Origin of the sequence: Pseudomonas borbori, from assembly GCF_900115555.1 — a bacterium.
Lineage (GTDB): Bacteria > Pseudomonadota > Gammaproteobacteria > Pseudomonadales > Pseudomonadaceae > Aquipseudomonas > Aquipseudomonas borbori.
Map to the genome: position 1 here is coordinate 19,736 of NZ_FOWX01000025.1, position 15,624 is coordinate 35,359.

General features: G+C 61.1%; 13 protein-coding genes. 11 read left to right on the forward strand and 2 right to left on the reverse strand.

Translation table 11 applies throughout. The annotated features are described in order from the left end of the window. The first annotated feature begins 98 nt into the window (after window positions 1–98). From BM315_RS17125 to BM315_RS17155, 7 genes are all read left to right on the forward strand, one after another. A complete protein-coding gene (locus BM315_RS17125; protein ID WP_090503227.1) occupies window positions 99–1,760 on the forward strand; it encodes a DUF1302 domain-containing protein in 1,662 nt (553 codons plus the stop codon). 24 nt (window positions 1,761–1,784) lie between these two features. Beyond that, window positions 1,785–3,149 carry a DUF1329 domain-containing protein gene (locus tag BM315_RS17130; protein ID WP_090503231.1) on the forward strand — a complete coding sequence of 455 codons (1,365 nt, stop codon included), beginning with the start codon at window positions 1,785–1,787 and terminating at the stop codon, window positions 3,147–3,149. Window positions 3,150–3,284: 135 nt separating this feature from the next. Then, window positions 3,285–4,436 carry a WD40/YVTN/BNR-like repeat-containing protein gene (locus BM315_RS17135; protein WP_090503234.1) on the forward strand — a complete coding sequence of 384 codons (1,152 nt, stop codon included), beginning with the start codon at window positions 3,285–3,287 and terminating at the stop codon, window positions 4,434–4,436. 34 nt (window positions 4,437–4,470) lie between these two features. After that, a complete protein-coding gene (locus tag BM315_RS17140) occupies window positions 4,471–6,969 on the forward strand; it encodes an efflux RND transporter permease subunit (RefSeq protein ID WP_090503236.1) in 2,499 nt (832 codons plus the stop codon). 83 nt (window positions 6,970–7,052) lie between these two features. Continuing rightward, window positions 7,053–8,024, forward strand: coding sequence for a VOC family protein (locus BM315_RS17145; protein WP_090503239.1), 972 nt, complete (start codon window positions 7,053–7,055; stop codon window positions 8,022–8,024). Further along, window positions 8,021–8,839: an enoyl-CoA hydratase/isomerase family protein gene (locus tag BM315_RS17150; protein WP_090503244.1), complete on the forward strand. Its 819-nt coding sequence runs from the start codon at window positions 8,021–8,023 to the stop codon at window positions 8,837–8,839. The genes BM315_RS17145 and BM315_RS17150 overlap by 4 nt, the downstream gene beginning before the upstream one ends. A 38-nt stretch (window positions 8,840–8,877) precedes the next feature. Then, a complete protein-coding gene (locus BM315_RS17155; RefSeq protein WP_090503247.1) occupies window positions 8,878–9,708 on the forward strand; it encodes an SDR family NAD(P)-dependent oxidoreductase in 831 nt (276 codons plus the stop codon). A 64-nt stretch (window positions 9,709–9,772) separates the two neighbouring features. On the opposite strand, the gene BM315_RS17160 is transcribed toward BM315_RS17155, so the two are convergent. Further along, on the reverse strand, window positions 9,773–10,423 hold the full coding sequence (locus BM315_RS17160; protein ID WP_090503248.1) for a TetR/AcrR family transcriptional regulator: 651 nt from the start codon (window positions 10,421–10,423) through the stop codon (window positions 9,773–9,775). A 190-nt stretch (window positions 10,424–10,613) separates the two neighbouring features. On the opposite strand from BM315_RS17160, the gene BM315_RS17165 reads away from it, so the two are divergent. Beyond that, window positions 10,614–11,393: an SDR family oxidoreductase gene (locus tag BM315_RS17165; RefSeq protein ID WP_090503250.1), complete on the forward strand. Its 780-nt coding sequence runs from the start codon at window positions 10,614–10,616 to the stop codon at window positions 11,391–11,393. Window positions 11,394–11,420: 27 nt separating this feature from the next. Here BM315_RS17165 and BM315_RS17170 read toward each other — a convergent pair whose 3' ends face one another. Beyond that, entirely contained in the window at window positions 11,421–11,828 is a 408-nt protein-coding gene (locus BM315_RS17170; protein ID WP_090503253.1) for a VOC family protein, read from the reverse strand. A gap of 542 nt (window positions 11,829–12,370) precedes the next feature. Between BM315_RS17170 and BM315_RS24700 the strand changes: the two genes are divergently transcribed. The 3 genes from BM315_RS24700 (at window position 12,371) to BM315_RS17180 (ending at window position 15,587) form a co-directional block, all read left to right on the forward strand. Next, window positions 12,371–12,538 carry a hypothetical protein gene (locus BM315_RS24700; RefSeq protein ID WP_170862244.1) on the forward strand — a complete coding sequence of 56 codons (168 nt, stop codon included), beginning with the start codon at window positions 12,371–12,373 and terminating at the stop codon, window positions 12,536–12,538. After that, window positions 12,535–14,193, forward strand: a complete 1,659-nt coding sequence (locus BM315_RS17175) for a phytoene desaturase family protein (protein WP_090503256.1) — start codon at window positions 12,535–12,537, stop codon at window positions 14,191–14,193. Before BM315_RS24700 ends, BM315_RS17175 begins: the two co-directional genes overlap by 4 nt. 110 nt (window positions 14,194–14,303) lie before the next feature. Next, the gene (locus BM315_RS17180; protein WP_090503258.1) at window positions 14,304–15,587 is read left to right on the forward strand and encodes a cytochrome P450; all 1,284 of its coding nucleotides are present in this window, start codon (window positions 14,304–14,306) and stop codon (window positions 15,585–15,587) included. The last annotated feature ends 37 nt before the right edge of the window (window positions 15,588–15,624 follow it).

Consider the following 15,624-nt stretch of genomic DNA (forward strand, 5'->3'; position numbering starts at 1 on the left):
TATGTGCAGTTGAGGCCACCGCCTTGTAGGACTCATGAAGGTCAAGCGTGTGGCTGATAATTCCTAAGTTGTTGAAAATAAGAACAAAAGGAGCTGATATGAAGATGATGAGTAAGCTTGGTCGCGTCTCGATGCCTCGCAGTGCCTTGGCGCTTGCGATCATGAGCTGTGCAGGAGGCGCCACGGCGATGCAGATTGATGTCGGTAACCCTGACATTCGCATGCGTTGGGACAATACCGTGCGCTATAACCTGGGCATGCGCATGGAGGATCAGGAGCAAAAGATCCTCAACAACCCGAATTTCGACGAGTCCGACGGCAAGTTCGACAAGGGCGACATCGTCACCAATCGCCTGGATCTGCTGACCGAGTTCGACGTGTCCTACAAAAGCGATTTCGGTGGGCGGGTCAGCGCTGCCGGCTGGTACGACAATGCCTACGACGATACCTCGGTCGAGAGCAGCGTCCCGGGGTTTGCCACCAGTTACAACAACAATCGCTATAGCCGCGAAGTAGAGCGCTACGTCAATGGTCCGTCGGGCGAGATCCTCGATGCCTTCGTCTGGAGCAATTTCAATATAGGCGCGGCCCCGGTCAACATTAAGGCGGGCCGCCATGCGCTGTTCTGGGGGGAGGGCTTGCTGTTTGGCGCGCACGCCGTGTCCTACTCGCAGGCGCCCGTGGATGCGGTGAAAGCGGTCACCAGCCCGGGTATCGAGACCAAGGAAGTGTTCTTGCCGATCGGGCAGGTCTCGGCCAAGGCGCTGGTCACCGACAACCTGACACTCGGTGCGCAATACTTCTATGAGTGGGATAACACCCGCTTCCCCTACGGTGGTACTTATTTTGGCGCCGCGGACCCGTTCTTCGAGGGGCCCGATCGTCTGCCTGCGGCCCCCGGCTTCAACCTCAACCATGCGACCTCCAAGCGCGGTCGCGATGGCCAGAACTGGGGCGTGATGGGCAAGTTGGACATCGAGGCCATCGAGGCCACAGTCGGCGCCTACTACCGTGAGTTCGACGACTACCAGGCGTGGCTGGCGCCGCAGGTCAACCTGGCGACTCGCGAGTACCGACTGGTCTATCCGCGCGATGTCAAACTCTATGGCCTGAGCATGTCCACCGCCATTGGCACGGCGTCGGTCGGTGCCGATCTGTCCTACCGCAAGGGCGGTGCGCTCAACGCCACAGGCGTCAGTCTGGTGGATGATGAAGGTCCGCGTGGCGACACCATCCACTTCGTGGCTAACGCTGTTTACGGCGTGCCGCGTAACTTCATCGCCAATAACGCCACTCTGGTGGCCGAGTTCGCCTACAGCCACCTGGACAAGGTCACCTCTCACGAGGAACTGTACAAGGGCGAAGGCTTCGCCGGGTGCCGGGATATCCAGACAGGTGGGGCCGGCGACAAGTCAGATGGCTGCTCGACCAAGGACTACTACGCCGTTGCGGTGAACTACACGCCACAGTACGTGGAGATTCTGCCTTCCTGGACCTTGGATGTTCCGCTGACGGTCAACTACGGCCTGAACGGCAACGCCGCCAGTGCCGGCGGTGGTAGTGAAGGTGCACTCTCCTGGTCGGTCGGCGCCAAGATGACCTACCGCTCGCTGCATGAGTTCAGCCTGCGCTATGCCGACACCTCGGCACAGGAAAAGAACTCGCGTAACGCTAACGGTGACCGGATGATCAACGGCAACGGTGCCGTAGGCGGCACCGATCGCGGCTGGCTGGCGTTCACCTATAAGACCTCCTTTTAATAATTCCAAGATCGGAGACTGGTTATGAAACTACAACTCGCACTAACTATTGCCTTGAGTGGATTGTCGGCGTGTGCGCTCGCGGCGGTGAGCCCCGAAGAAGCTGCTGAGCTGGGCAAAACCTTGACCCCCTGGGGCGCCATTCAAGCCGGCAATGCCGAGGGTACTATTCCTGCCTATGAAGGTGGCCTGCGTCAGGCACCGGCCGGCTTCAAACCGGACAGCGGTTTCTGGGTCGATCCCTTCAAGGATGAAAAACCACTGTTTCGCATCGACTCGAAAAACGTCGATCAATATGCCGACAAGCTGAGCGAAGGGCAGAAAACCCTGCTGAAGAAGTATCCGGAATACTACCTGGATATTTACCCGAGTCATCGCACTGCCGCTTATCCCAAGGCAGTGGTCGATGCGACAATACGTAATGCTACCGAGTGCGTTATCCAGAAAGATGGCCTGGCGGTCGATCCAGTTTGCCGCGGCGGTTTGCCGTTCCCGATCCCGAAAACCGGTAACGAGGTGATCTGGAACCAGCAGCTGCGCTACAAGATCGGTACCGGTTACTCCACCACCTCGTCCTCCAATAGCTGGGTCATCGATAGCAACGGTCAGGTGACCAAGGCTGCCGAGCAGGCCACCTTCGAAGAGATGCCGTATTACCAGGTCAATCAGGCTGACCGCGATCCCTTGATGTATGCCAGGGTGTTCTCGCGCAATGACTACCCGGCACGTCGTTCCGGTGAAGTGGTTGTGTTGAGCGACTACCTCGATCCACTGGCCAAGCCGCGCCGCGCCTTCAGTTACACGCCAGGGCAGCGCCGGATCAAACTGGCCCCGGAGTTTGCCTTCGATACACCCGTGGCCAGCCAGGGCGGCGTAACCCTGTTCGACGAACTGCAGATGTTTTCCGGCAGTCAGGAACGCTTCGATTACAAACTGGTAGGGCGTAAGGAGATGTACATCCCCAATAACGCCTACAAGTTCTACTTCGATTGCAAGCAGGATGAGCAATTTCTGACCGACCATGCCAATCCGCAATGCGAGCGCTGGGAGTTGCACAGGGTGTGGGTCGTCGAAGCCACGCTCAAGCCGGGCAAGCGTCACGTGTATAGCAAACGCACCTACTACCTCGACGAGGACACCTTTGGGGTCGGTCTGTACGACGCCTGGGACAAGAGCAATGCTCTGTATCGTTCGATGTTCCTCAGCGGTGTGCAGCTGTACGACAAGGACATTCCTTATAACGTGAAGAACGTCATCTATGACTTCAACAAGGGCATGTACGCCCTGGTCAACGATGCCCTGAAAGGTGGCTACAAATTTGTCGATACGCCACTTTCCGAGCGCGAGATGAAACCCGAGGCAATCGTCTCGCGAGTCACCCAGCGCTGATCGCGTTACGGCATCCGGGTACGAACCAGGTTCGTGTCCGGATGCCGAGAATAATGTTTTGCTAGCAGCGGGTACGCATTCGCTCAATGGGCGAAAGCGCGGCAGCGTACCCCTGTGCGGTTGAGGATAAAAATAATGATTGGCGCTGACCTTGAGATGTTCTGCCTGTTACGCAATCGCCAGTTGGCGAGGCTGTTGCGTAGATCCCTGCCGTCGATCATCGCGGTTCTTTCCACTATGATGTTGGTTGCTGTTGCCGAGGCGGCGCCATCCTCTGTTATCGACTCCCTTCGCACGCCGGCGCAGCAGATCGATACTCGACTTCCCACACCGCTGATCGGCGTGGCGCGGGCAGGGAACGACCTGTTCAGCGTCGGCCCGCACGGCTTGATCCTGCGTTCGTCTGATAGCGGCAAGAGCTGGGAGCAAGTGCCGAGCCCGGTCGCCAGCGACCTGGTGCAGGTGCGTTTTCGTGATGCCCAGCATGGCTGGATCGTTGGCCATGATTCGCTGTTATTGCACACCAGTGATGGTGGTCGCAGTTGGGCGGTGCAGTTGGACGGGCGCAGCCTGTTGACCCTATTGCGCGAATTTTATGGCCAGCGTGCCGACAACGGCGATTCCGTAGCGCAAGACATGCTCCAGGAAATCGACCTGGCGATGGGGACCTCGGCCAGCCCAGATGTTTTGGCTGCGCCGTTGCTCGATGTGTTGTTCGACGCTAATGGTCAGGGTTTTGTCGTTGGCGCCTTTGGCATGATCCTGCGCAGCACCGATGATGGCGCCACCTGGGAGCCCTGGGTCGAGCGCACCGAGAACGACCGGCGTATGCACCTGTATGCCCTGGCCGAACACCGCGGCAGATTCTTCGTCAGCGGCGAGCAAGGACTGCTGATGCATCTGGATCAGCAGTCGCAACGTTTCGTCATGCTGGAAACACCCTATTCCGGCACCTTGTTTGGTGTGCATGCCGCCAGCGACCTGCTGCTCGTGCATGGCCTGCGCGGCAACCTGTTTGTCAGCCGCGACCAGGGGCAGGAGTGGTTGAAGATCGAGACGGGCCTCACGGCCAGCCTGGTGAGCGCAGTAGAACAGGACAGCCAACTGATTCTGGTCAGCCAGAACGGCGAAATGATCGCCCTCGATCGCGGCAGTTTGCAGGTCACTCCGTTGCGCGCGGCCAATGCCGGGGAAGTCCATGCAGCCAGTGCAACCGACAAGGCCGGCAGGTTGGTCGTGACCCGTTTTTCCGGCGCCCAGGTCGTCGAGATCGCCCAGGCAAAATGAGTTGTCGGTACGATCCCTCAGTGAGTGAGCAGAAATGGTAGAGCAAAAGTACAACAGCGGGATGCCAGTGATTCCGAACCTTCGGGACTTCGACAAGTCGTCCGGGGGGCTCCTCGAGCGGATTGTTTTCAGTAACCGCATGCTGGTAGTCGTTGCGTGCCTGCTCGCTACGCTGGTACTCGGTTTCTTTGCGACGCGGCTGGAGGTCAATGCCAGCTTCGAGCGGATGATTCCTAGCGCCAGCCCGTACATCAAGAACTACCTGGCCTACAAGGATCAGCTGCCGGGTCTGGGTAACAGCATCCGGGTGGTGGTGTCGAACAAGCAGGGTGATATCTACGATCCTGAGTACCTGCAGGCCCTGCAGGAGGTCAACGACACGCTCTACCTGATTCCCGGCATCGATCGTTCCTGGATGAAGTCGCTGTGGATGCCGATCGTACGTTGGAAGGAAGTGACCGAGGTTGGTATCGATGGCGGCGCGGTAATGCCGTCCGACTACGATGGCAGCGAGGCCTCGGTCAGCGCCTTGCGGCGTAACATCAATCGGGCGGGCATCATCGGCAGCCTGGTGGCCAACGACGCGACCTCGAGCATGATAGTCGCGCCTTTGCTCGACACCCATCCGCAGACTGGCCAGCCGCTGAATTACGGCGAGTTCTCCAGCCAGTTGGAAGAACAGATCCGCTCGCTGCAAAGCGACAAGATCGGGATTCATATCGTCGGCTTCAGCAAGCTGGTGGGCGATCTGATCGATGGGCTCTACGCCGTGATGATGTTCTTCGGCGCCTCGGTGGTGATCGCCGCGTTGTTCGTTTATTTCTATACCCGTTGCCTGCGCAGCACCCTGTTGCTGGTGAGTATCGCGGTGGCGGGGGTGGTCTGGCTGCTGGGGCTGATGCAACTGCTCGGCTACGAGCTGGACCCGTATTCGATTCTGGTACCGTTTCTGATCTTCGCCATCGGGGTTTCCCATGGCACGCAGAAGATGAATGGCATCCTCCAGGACATCGGCCGCGGCACCCACAAGTACATCGCGGCGCGCTACACCTTTCGGCGCCTGTTCCTCACCGGGCTCACCGCACTGTTGTGCAATATAGTCGGGTTCGCCGTGCTGGTGATCATCGATATTCCGGTGATCCGCGACCTGGCCATCACCACCAGCATCGGCGTGGCCGTGCTGATCTTCACCAAACTGTTGCTGATTCCGGTCGCGCTGTCCTATATCGGTGTGAGCAAGAAGGCCGCGCGCATCGCCATCGAGAAGGACCGCGCCGGCGAACAGAATCGCAGCCTCCTGGGGCATGTCTGGCACGGTCTGGATCGTTTCACCGAGCGCCGTTGGGCGACGGTGGTCATCGTCTTGTCGGTCGTCGTCACGGTGGTCTGCAGCGTGGTCATGCTCGACCTGAAGATCGGCGATCTCGACCCCGGCGCGCCTGAGTTGCGTCCCGACTCGCGCTACAACCGCGACAGCGCTTACATCACCGAGCATTACGGCCTGTCCAGCGACCAGTTTGTGGTCATCATGAAGACCAACGAAGACAGCTGCCGTCTTTACCAGTCACTGCAAACCATGGATCGCCTGGCCTCTCGCCTGCGCCAGACCGAGGGCGTGCAGACCACCAGCTCGCTAGCCGAAACCGTGCGCTTCGTTACCTCGGGCATGGCCGAGGGCAGTCCGAAGTGGCTGACCATCAGTCGCGACCAGGCGATCACCAACTCGTCGGTGGACGCGGCGATGATCTCGTCGCCTGGTATCACCAACCAGCAATGTTCGGTCACACCGCTGATCGCCTACCTGGCGGACCATAAGGCCGATACCTTGAACCGCGTGCTGCAGGTAGCTGAGAGCTTCGCCGCTCAGCACAACACCGCCGCGGATGCCGAACAGCCGATTCAGTTTCTCCTGGCCGCCGGCAATGCCGGAATCGAGGCGGCCACCAACATCGAGGTGGAGAAGGGCATCGTCACCATGTACCTCGCGGTGTATGGCGCCACGGCGCTGCTCTGCCTGCTGACCTTCCGCAGTTGGCGCGCCACCGTGGTCGCGCTGATTCCGCTGATCATGACCACGATCATCTGCAAGGCATTGATGGTCTGGCTGGGTATCGGCCTCAAGGTGGCAACCTTGCCGGTGATCGCCGTTGGTGTGGGTGTGGGGGTGGATTACGCACTCTATCTGCTCAGCGTGCAGATCGCGGTGCAGGAGCGCGGCGGCACGCTGGCCGTGGCCTACCGCCGCTCGTTGGATTTCACTGGCCGCGTGGTGGCGCTGATCGGCTTGACCATGGCCGCCGGTGTCATCACCTGGGCCTGGTCTCCGATCAAGTTCCAGGCCGACATGGGCATCCTGCTGACCTTCATGTTCCTCTGGAACATGCTCGGCGCCTTGATCCTCATCCCGGCGCTGTCGCATTTCCTGCTCAACCCGAAGACCACCGTCACGGCTACCGAGACCCTCGGTACCGATGAACCGCCGCGCTCGCGCGAACAGGCCGACAGCCATACCCAGGCGGTTACAGCTCATTGATCGGATTCGTCGCACGGGCGGCGTAATCCACTGACTTATCGGCCAAGGATAGCGTCCTGGCCAGCTATTGGAGGGAGAGTGTTATGTTCGAATTGTTGATGAGTGCCGACATGATGGTTCCGGATCCCGATGGGATGACGGAAAAGCTGGTGGATAAGCTCGGTATTTACAAACACGAGCGCTGGCGCCAGGCGTTCGACAACCATCCGTATATCGCGCACTTCCTGCGCGTGCACAAGTCGTTGGCCGTCGCGCCGACTCGCATCGAACCGCAATGGCACCTGGATCTGCCGAATCCTGGCGATCCGCTGTTCCATGACTTTCTCGAAAGCCTGAAGGACTTTCAGGGCCATCATCGGCCGATGATCACCCACTCCATCGTCCTGGCGTTGCATGGCGACAAGTTCGACGCCCTGGTCGACAAGTTGATGCGTCGCCGCCTGCCGTTCCGTATGGCCCAGCGCACCCCGGAAATGCCGTTCGACCGTCTCTGGCTGGGTGCGACTCCGGAGCAGCCCTATTACCGGCCCACGGTCGATGGTGGACTGTGCATCGAGATCATGCCCACCGAGCCGCTGCAGATGCCGGCGGAAACTTACGCCCAGCCGCCGGCCCAGCCGCGCGACCTGAAGCCGGGCGACATGGTGCGGGTGACCGCGCGCGGTTTCCTCGTGCGCGACCTCGATGAAACTCTGCGCATGGTCTCCAGCAATCTCGATTGGGAACCAAGCGGTCCGGTAGAACATATTCGTAGCGAAGGCTACCGCCGCGCACGCATGGGTTTCACCGTCGCCAATAGCGCGACCTTGGATATCATCGAGGCGACCTACTGGAACACCGATGCCGGTCACTACGTGAATAACTGGGGGCCAGGCCCTTACTACATCCGCATCGGGGTCAACGACCTGGCCGCCAAGGCCGAGGATCTGCGCGCCCGCGGCACGGCCTTCGACTGGATCGAGTCGTCCGAGGCGGTCGGTGGCAAGTCACTGATCAAGATCGATCCGAAGGAGCTTGACGGCCAGGTCTTCGAGTTTGAGGAGTGTCCCGTATGAATGCCGATACCAGCCAACAGTTGCCCTTGGTGATTAACGAGGCTGTACGCGTCGAGCGCGATGCGGCGGTTGGCTGGGTCGTGCTGACCCGGCCGGGGCAGATCAACGCGATCAATGATCAGATTCGCCAAGGCGTGCCAGAAGCTCTGGCGCTGCTGGACAAGGATCCGCAGGTACGGGTCATCGTCATCCGTGGCGAAGGCGAGCGTGGCTTCTGCGCCGGCGCCGACATCAAGGAACGGCGTGGTGCGGAGACTTCCCTGCAGGTGCGCCAACGTATGCAGCGGGCTCGCTGGATCGAGTCGCTGGATCAGGTCGCCAAGCCAATCATTGCCGCGATCCACGGGTACTGCATGGGCGGCGGCCTGGAACTGGCGCTGGCCTGCGATATCCGCTTCGCGTCGCCGAACGCGATTTTCGCCCTGCCGGAAACCGGCCTTGGCTTGATCCCCGGTGGTGGTGGCACCCAGCGCCTTTCCCGGGTGGTGGCCGCCGGACGAGCTCTGGATATGCTGCTTTCCGGTGACCGGATGAACGCAGAAGAGGCCCGGCAGATCGGTTTGATCAGCCGGTTGGCCAGCGATGCTGCAAGCTTGTTGAGCGAGGTAACTGAGTTCGCCCAACGCATCGCCAGCAAGCCGCCGATGGCCTCGTTGTATGTCAAGAGGGCCGCGCGCGCGTCGCTGGAATTGGACCTGAAGAGTGGTCTTGACCTCGAGTTGGACCTGTTCGCCTTGCTGGCCACCACTCAGGACGCGAAAGAGGCGGCCAGCGCCTTCAGTGAGAAACGCGCGCCGCGTTTCACCGGTGAATGAAGCATTCCCCGCTTGATCGACAAGAAGAGAGAACCAGCATGACAACAGGAAAACTGGATGGCCGCGTCGCCATCATCACCGGTTCGGGCGGCGGCCTGGGTGCTGAGTGCGCCCGTGTGCTGGCTTCCCACGGCGCTCAGATTGCGGTCGTCGATATCAATGGCGAGGCCGCACAGCAGGTGGCAGAGTCGATTGTGGCGCAAGGTGGGCAGGCCATTGGCCTGTGCACCGACGTGTCCTCCGAAGAGTCGGTCGAGGCCATGGTAGCGGCGGTAGTCGAGCGTTTCGGGCGCATCGATATCCTGCACAACAACGCGGCTGTTCTGGATGTAGAGCAACGCCAGCGCGACCGCGATATCTGCAACCTGGACATGGCCGCCTGGGATCGGGCGATTGCCGTTAACCTACGCGGGGCGGTGTTGTGCTGTAAATACAGCATTCCAGTGATGCTCAAGCAGGGCAAAGGCTCGGTGATCTTCGCCACCTCGGGACTGGGCGTGCAGGGCGATCTTTCCCTGACCGGCTATGCCACCTCCAAGGCGGCGCTGATCATGTTGCCGCGGCTGGTCGCCGCTCAGTATGGCAAGCAGGGTATCCGCGCCAATGCCGTACAGATCGGCCTGGCGCCGGCGGAGAACGCCCATGATTCCATGCCCGCACAATTGCTGGATATCCTGCGCGACAACCACATGACTCCGGAACTGGGGACGCCTCGCGAAATCGCCAACGTCGTGGCGTTCCTGGCGTGCGACGAGTCGTCGTTCGTGACCGGCACCACTCTGGTGGCGGACGGCGGCTTCAGCAGCCACACGCCCTCGTTGGTGGCGATGCGCGAGTTCTTCCAGAAGTCGGGCCGGGGCGGCATGTGATTGGTTGCCGCTGAGTGCGCCGGTGAGCCGGGTAGGGTGTTTTTTACCCGGCTGCTTGAGGCGTTTACGCCGGGGCGGGAACGAGGCTGATGCTCGACACGATGAAGTCGACCGAGTGCTGCCGCCACAGCTGCATGCCCTGCGTAGAGCGCGTATCGACACCTACCAGCACCGACATGGAGTAGTGGTTGGTAAAACCGCCTGAGGTGAGCAGGGCGGCCGTTGCAAGAAACAGCCGTGGATCGGCCACGGCTTTGAACTCCCCGCATTGCGCGCCGCGTTTAAGAATATTGTCGAATTTTTCTGCGAGGGCAGGCGTCAGGTCGGCAAACATGTTGCGTGGCGTGTCATGGGCGTCATGGTAGCGAATGCCTTCAAGGGCCAGCGCGCCCAAGAACGGATCATCCCGGTATTGATCGAAGCAGTAGTAGAGTAATTCGCGCAAGGCAACTGTCGGCGCCAGGTGTTCGACGTCGAGAGCGATGAGTTCGGCCATGATCCGTTGCGAGGACTCATCCAGTACAGCACTGAACAGTCGCTCTTTCGAACCGTAATAGTGATAAACGAGCTGTTTGGTAATCCCGGCTTCGCGGGCTATGTCCTCGATGCGTGCGCCGCTCAGGCCTTTTTTAGAAAACTCCTGGCGAGCGACTTCCAGCAAGCGGTTCAAGGTATTGCGTTTATTGGGTTCGGTGCGAACTGAGGAAGTATTCATTTTATTGTTGTTCCGTCTGCCTTACGCCGGCAGCGAGATCGGCGCCTGATTGATACGCAGATTAACACGTCGACCCTTTGCGTATGGCTTTGCCATGCCGCCGGGTGAGCGCCGCACCGTCGCCGTATAGGTGGCAATGCCGAGTCGGCGAAGAGGCCAAAAGCGCTACTAAAGCAAGAGGGGAGTTGCCATGGATCTGCGAATTGCCGGCCGTAAGGCCATTGTCTGTGCGTCATCCCGTGGCCTGGGTAAAGCCTGTGCGCTGGCCCTGGCGCAAGAAGGCTGCGAGCTGGTGATCAACGGCCGTGATGCCGGGCAGCTGGCCCGAACTGCAGCCGAGATCATGGCCCTGACTGGACGCCAGCCGCTGGTGGTGGCTGCCGATGTCAGCAGCGAGGCCGGGCGTGCCGCCCTGTTGGCCGCCTGCCCGGAACCGGACATCCTGATCACCAACAATGGCGGGCCTGCTCCGGGGCGCATCGAGGAGTGGGATCACGGCGCCTGGCTAGCGGCGGTGGAGGCCAACATGCTCTCGGCGATTCTGCTGATCCAGGCCGTGGTTGGCGGCATGCGCGCCCGGCGTTTCGGGCGGATCGTCAATATCACCTCGGCCATGGTCAAGTCGCCACGCCTGCCACTTGGCCTGTCCACCGCTGCCCGGGCAGGGCTGACGGCCTTTTCCAAGGCGCTGGCCAGCGAAGTCGTGCGTGACAACGTCACCCTGAATAACCTGTTGCCGGAGCGTATCGAAACCGATCGCTTGCAGTTCATGAGCGCACAGCTGGCCAAGCACAAGGGCTGCAGCCTGGAACAGGCGCGGGCGGAAATGCTCCGGCCGATTCCGGCCCGGCGCTTCGGTACGGCCGAAGAGTTTGCCGCGGCCTGCGCGTTCTTCTGCTCGGCCCAGGCCGGCTATATCACCGGGCAGAACCTGCAGGTGGATGGCGGCAGCTATGCCGGGCTGATTTAGCCGCAGCCCAGGTTGCGCCGCTGTCGCTCATGTCGCGCAACGGGCTTTCCAATCGGCCGGGGCGACTTCCGCCTCCGCGAAGTCCAGTTCCACCTCGACCCCGTTGGGGTCGTTGCAGAACAGTTGCCATGTGCGGGTTTCGCCCGGTGCGCGAATGATGCGAAAGGCGATGCCATGCTTATCCAGGCGCTCCAGGGTGGCCGCCAGGCCCTCGGCGCGAAAGGCCATGTGATCGAGCACTCCACGGCGCGGCTCGGGCATCCGTTCGACGGCAATCACGTGCAGGACCGGATGGGGTCCGACGTACAGCCAGTAACCGGCAATGGGGAAGGGCGGGCGCGGCCCTTCGCGCAAGCCAAGTATCTCCACATAAAAGTGGCGAGTGCTCTGCAGCTGATCGGTGACGATGGTGAAGTGATCCATGCGCGTAATCATGCGGTTTCCTTGAATGACCCAAGTTCGGCACTTCGACTGTTTCGCCGGATTGGCAGCGCTGATAGCGAGTGCACTTGCGTTGTCGGCCCCATGCTACGAGCGCGCGTTCTCCCGACCAAGACATCTGGCTGCTTTCGTTTTACTCAAGGTCAAACGGATACGCTGCTGCTGTGGCTGCTTATTCGTTAGGGTATTACTCGGCAATCGCGGTGAACTGCGTTGCGATTTCTCGATAAGTCTAATAACGGAGATCGGCCTGATGAACCTTCTACCAACTGTCTCAAGTTATCTAGCGATCATCGCCTCTATCGCGGCTGCCCTGGCCGACGCTCAGGCGCAGGGAAACGCATAGTGGTCAGCAGACAGTTGCCAACACAACGTTTCAATAGTTCGGGCGTGCTGTGCTCGGTGTTAATGCCGTGCGCGGGCTATTGCTGAACTGATTCTTTTCACGCTGAGCGGCTGTTACCAATCAGCGTATATAGCGAGCAGGAGGCGGGTTACCTGGCTGCAAGGCTTTCGGCCTGACGCAGGTGAGCCTCTTGCAAACGATTAAATACGGCTGGTTCGTACTCGCCGGCTTAAGTGACGTGCGCTTTGCTGGCGTCGCCGATTGTCCGCGTATGGATGATCCGATAACGAACCAGGCCATTGAAGTGCACCACAAGTCGGCTGGCGTCGTATCGACCGGCCATGGAGAGCAAATATGACGTTGAGTAATGCCGAGTTCGATGTCCTCATTGTTGGGGGCGGACACAATGGCCTGACAGCCGGCTGCTACCTGGCCGCCGAGGGCAACAAGGTGATGGTGCTGGAGGCGTTGGGCAAGGTCGGCGGCATGGCATCTTCTGGCTACCTGATCCCCGAGGCTCCCGAGCACCTGGTGCATCCTTGCGCATTGGACATGATGTCGATGCGTGTGCATGCCCATGTACCGCTTGAACTGGAGTTGGATCGCCACGGTTTTCAGGCGGTCGAGTACTCGCCTGGCTATGTCTATCTGCACCCGGACGGCACCTCGGTGGTGTTCTGGCGTGACCCCAACAGAACCGCCGAGGAAATCCGCCGTTATAGCCCGCGCGATGCCGACGCCTATCTGGCGTTCGTCAAGGTGCTGGATGCCTTTATCGACATGGCGCTGCCGATGATGCGGGCCGATCCGGCCAAGTTCAATCTGGGCACCAAACTCAAGGTTCTGGGAACCGTGTTGCGCAATCGCAAGCTCAAGCCTGAGTTGATGGCGTTGATGACCGGCTCGGCCTACCAGGCGGCGCTGGAGCGTTTCGAACACCCGGTGACCATCTCTGCCATGTGCGCGCTGACCGGGCTGGCCGGGGTGATCACGGCGGATGGCAGCGGCATCTACTACGCCCTGGTGGCCTTCCTTCATCGCTTTGGCGTAGGCCGGGTGATCGGCGGCATGCAGAAGCTCAGCGATGCGCTGCGCTCGCGCTTCGAAGAGTTGGGCGGGACGGTGATGACCTCGGCCTCGGTGGCCGAGATCGTCGCCGTTGACGGCAAGGTGCGCGGGGTGCGCCTGGTGGACGGCCAAGAGTTCCATGCCCGTGCGGTGGTCGCCAGCTGCCATCCCAAGGTGGCGCTGGAGATGGTCACGCCGGGGGCGATCGAGCAGCAACTGCTGACCCGTGTGGCGATGGCGCCGGCCAACGCCCATGGCGCCGGACCGGTCAAACTCGACCTGGCCCTGAACGGGCAGATCTCGGTGCCGCGTTTCGAGGCCATGCGCGGCGACGGCATCGACCTGCGCAAGGCCTGCCTGTTGATCGGGACCGCCGAGGCGGTGCTGGAGAACTTCGCCGCCAGTGCGCGCGGCGAAGTGCCGCGCTTGCCTTACATCACCTTCGCCGCGCCCAGCGCTGTCGACCCGTCGCAGGCGCCGAGCGGCCAGGACGTGCTGTACATCTACCCGCCGGCCATGCCGGTCAACCCCGTCGAAGGCTGGGATGCGTTGCGCGAGCGGGTCGCCGATCAGCTGATCAGCCAGGTCAGCGAATACATCGAGGGCGTTAATGAACACACCATTATTGGCCGCCGCCTCGAGGCCGCGCCGGATTTCACCGCGCGCTTGAACACGGTGAATGGCTGCGTTGTGCACATCGACACGACCACTCTGCGCTCCAGCAGCATGCGCCCGGCTCACGGTCTGGGCGGCGATACCCTGCCGGTCGAAGGCCTCTATTTAGGCAGTGCCGGCATCCACCCCGGTGGCGGTGTCAACGGCATGGCCGGGCGCCTGGCTGCCCAGCGGGCCAAGCGCTACCTGGGCAAGCGTGCCAGCGCCCGCACAACGGTACCGGCAGGTGCCAGTCAGCAACCTGTTGGCCAGTCCACGCCTGGGGCGTGAGCGCGGCCGTCCGGCCATTGATCGGTTGGGGCTCCACAGGGGCCGGTGCGGCGAGCCGCGTCGCTCGACAGGTCAATGGCAATGACAATTCAATAGAGCGAGAAGTGAACATGAGTGCTACCCCTAACGAGTCCCCGATCGATCTCAAGAGTGCCTACGCCGCGGTATCGGCAACCTACCTGGGCACGAACCTGGACATCCATGAAGTGTGCCGGGAGCAGCGCCTGAAATCCCCCGTCTACCAAGGCGACTTCATCACCCAGTTCGGTGTGCCGACCAATGCCGGCATCCAGCAGGGGACGCGTCCGACCTTCGCCCTGTTCAAGTACCAGGACGTGATGGCGGTGTTGCGCGACGGCAATACCTTCACCAGTGGCTTCATCGCCGAGGGCCTGGGCGCCTTCTTCGATGGCCTGGTGATCCTGGCCATGGACGGCGAGCCGCACCGCAAGGTACGTGCCCTGTTGCAACCGGCCTTCATGCCGGAGAACGTGAACAAGTGGCGTGGGCAGATCGACGAGGTGATCCGCAAGGGCTTCCTGGAGCCGCTGATCCCGGAGAAGAAGGCCGACCTGATGCAGTTCGGCCTGGAGTTGCCGATCCGTATCATGTACGCGCTGATGGGATTTCCCTCCGATGACCCGTCCAAGTACAAGCAGTACGCCGCCTGGGCGCTGGCGATGGTCGGCGGCAACCAGATCGATCCGGAGAAGATGGCCGAGGCCCGGCAGAAGGCCGGCATCGCGGTAAAGGGGCTGTACGACGCCATCCAGGAGGTCGTGGTGCGCCGCCGCGCGGAGGGTAGCCAGGGCGACGATGTGGTCGGGCGTCTGCTACGCGCCGAGTACGAAGGCCGCACCCTGGATGATCATGAGGTGATCACCTTCACCCGCTCGCTGTTGCCCGCTGCCGGCGAAACCACCACGCGCATGTTCAGTTCGGTGATGACCCTGCTGCTCACCACCCCGGGCCTGCTGGAGCGGGTCAAGGCCGATCGCTCGCTGATTCCAAAGCTGATGGATGAAACTGCGCGCTTCGAACCGGTGGCCACCTTCAAGGTGCGCGAGACCGCCAAGGATGTCGAGTTCCACGGGGTGAAGATTCCCAAGGGCTCCTTCGTGCAGTGCATGGTGGTCTCCGCCAATCGCGATGAGGACGCCTTTGAGAATCCCGAGGTGTTCGACATCGATCGCAAGCTCAAGCCCGCCTTCGGCTTCGGCTTCGGCCCGCATATGTGCATTGGCCAGTTCATCGCCAAGGTCGAGATCAGTTGCTCGATCAACGCCATTCTCGACCTGTTCCCCAACCTGCGCCTGGACCCGTCGCAACCGGCCCCGGTCATCGAAGGTGCGCAGTTGCGCGGTGCCGCGTCTCTCCCGGTGATCTGGGACTGAGCGGCACCAGCCCAATCTGCCTTGCGTGACTTTCGAC

Excerpts from the sequence above, each read along its gene's own strand:
- BM315_RS17125 (WP_090503227.1), top strand. The coding sequence starts at position 99 with ATGAAGATGATGAGTAAGCTTGGTCGCGTCTCGATGCCTCGCAGTGCC.
- BM315_RS17130 (WP_090503231.1), top strand. The coding sequence starts at position 1,785 with ATGAAACTACAACTCGCACTAACTATTGCCTTGAGTGGATTGTCGGCG.
- BM315_RS17135 (WP_090503234.1), top strand. The coding sequence starts at position 3,285 with ATGATTGGCGCTGACCTTGAGATGTTCTGCCTGTTACGCAATCGCCAG.
- BM315_RS17140 (WP_090503236.1), top strand. The coding sequence starts at position 4,471 with ATGGTAGAGCAAAAGTACAACAGCGGGATGCCAGTGATTCCGAACCTT.
- BM315_RS17145 (WP_090503239.1), top strand. The coding sequence starts at position 7,053 with ATGTTCGAATTGTTGATGAGTGCCGACATGATGGTTCCGGATCCCGAT.
- BM315_RS17150 (WP_090503244.1), top strand. The coding sequence starts at position 8,021 with ATGAATGCCGATACCAGCCAACAGTTGCCCTTGGTGATTAACGAGGCT.
- BM315_RS17155 (WP_090503247.1), top strand. The coding sequence starts at position 8,878 with ATGACAACAGGAAAACTGGATGGCCGCGTCGCCATCATCACCGGTTCG.
- BM315_RS17160 (WP_090503248.1), bottom strand. The coding sequence starts at position 10,423 with ATGAATACTTCCTCAGTTCGCACCGAACCCAATAAACGCAATACCTTG.
- BM315_RS17165 (WP_090503250.1), top strand. The coding sequence starts at position 10,614 with ATGGATCTGCGAATTGCCGGCCGTAAGGCCATTGTCTGTGCGTCATCC.
- BM315_RS17170 (WP_090503253.1), bottom strand. The coding sequence starts at position 11,828 with ATGATTACGCGCATGGATCACTTCACCATCGTCACCGATCAGCTGCAG.
- BM315_RS17175 (WP_090503256.1), top strand. The coding sequence starts at position 12,535 with ATGACGTTGAGTAATGCCGAGTTCGATGTCCTCATTGTTGGGGGCGGA.
- BM315_RS17180 (WP_090503258.1), top strand. The coding sequence starts at position 14,304 with ATGAGTGCTACCCCTAACGAGTCCCCGATCGATCTCAAGAGTGCCTAC.